The 1364-nt window shown below is 55.3% G+C and carries 1 protein-coding gene; it reads left to right on the forward strand.

The window, feature by feature from the left end; translation table 11 throughout:
* Nucleotides 1-52: 52 nt before the first annotated feature.
* Nucleotides 53-1303: an IS256 family transposase gene (locus DXT77_RS00005; protein WP_119426114.1), complete on the forward strand. Its 1251-nt coding sequence runs from the start codon at nucleotides 53-55 to the stop codon at nucleotides 1301-1303.
* Nucleotides 1304-1364: the final 61 nt, after the last annotated feature.

Consider the following 1364-nt stretch of genomic DNA (forward strand, 5'->3'; position numbering starts at 1 on the left):
GGGGGTGTCAGAAATTTTGTGTTCGGGCATAACATGAGCAAGAGGTGCATGTATGCCAACCAAAAAGAAACCCGCGTTGCGAGAGCTGCCGAAAATCCCGAAAGAGCTGCTTGAGCAATTCACCGATGGACCGATGACAGCTGAAGCCATTGAAGATGCGGCTGCGGCTTTCAAAAAGGCTTTGATCGAACGAGCTCTGAGTGCTGAGCTCGGTCACCACCTGGGCTATCCGCCGGGCGCGCAGCGCCCTGAGGATGAAACCAACCAACGCAATGGCAAAAGCGGCAAGACGGTTCTAACCGGTGACGGCCCGCTGCGGCTGGATATTCCCCGCGATCGGGATGGCAGTTTTTCCCCTATCCTGATTCCCAAGCACGAGCGCCGCTACACCGGGTTCGATGACAAGATCATCGCCATGTATGCCCGTGGAATGACCGTCAGAGAGATCCGTGCGTTTCTTTCCGAGCAGTACGGTACTGACGTTTCTCCCGACTTCATTAGTTCTGTAACCGACGAGGTCATGGCGGAGATCGGTGCATGGCAGCAGCGGCCTTTGGAGCCGATGTATCCGGTGATTTTCTTCGATGCTCTACGGGTCAAAATCCGCGAGGAGGGGCTGGTCCGCAACAAGGCGATCTACCTGGCCTTGGGTGTTCTGCCGGACGGAACACGCGATATTCTCGGCATCTGGATAGAAAATACCGAGGGCGCCAAGTTCTGGATGAAGGTCTTCAACGACCTCAAGACACGTGGCGTCGAAGATGTGCTGATTGCTGTGACCGATGGTCTTAAAGGCATGCCAGAAGCGCTAAGCGCAGTATTTCCAGACACGACACTGCAAACATGCATTGTTCATCTGATCCGCAACAGTCTTGATTACGCGGCTTGGGATAAGCGTCGCGAACTGGCCAAGGCGCTTAAACCGATCTATCAGGCGGTGACCACCGAAGCGGCCGAGCAGGCGCTGGATGCGTTTGAAAGCGGGCCATGGGGCAAGCAGTATCCGACGGTAGTGGCTGCTTGGCGCCGCGCTTGGGACCGGGTCATTCCATTTTTCGTGTTCCCGCCGGCGATTCGAAAAGTGATCTACACAACCAACGCTATCGAGAGCATCAACGCTCAGTTGCGCAAGATCATCAAAACCCGAGGTCACTTCCCTACCGACGATGCGGCAACGAAACTGATCTGGCTTGGGTTGCGCAATATCACCGCAAACTGGGGCTCAGCGGCACATGACTGGAAGAGCGCGATGAATCAATTTGCGATTCTGTACGGAGATCGATTTATCAGGCCGACCTGGTAAAAGCACGACCTACCTGACGGCAGGCCGTTATCGGCCCGCACACAAAATATCTGACAGTCTC

The organism is Pseudomonas sp. 91RF (genome assembly GCF_003576265.1).
Classification (GTDB): Bacteria; Pseudomonadota; Gammaproteobacteria; order Pseudomonadales; family Pseudomonadaceae; genus Aquipseudomonas; species Aquipseudomonas kribbensis.

Bases quoted from the DNA above. Each gene is read 5' to 3' on its own strand.
- DXT77_RS00005 (WP_119426114.1), top strand. From the start codon at position 53: ATGCCAACCAAAAAGAAACCCGCGTTGCGAGAGCTGCCGAAAATCCCG.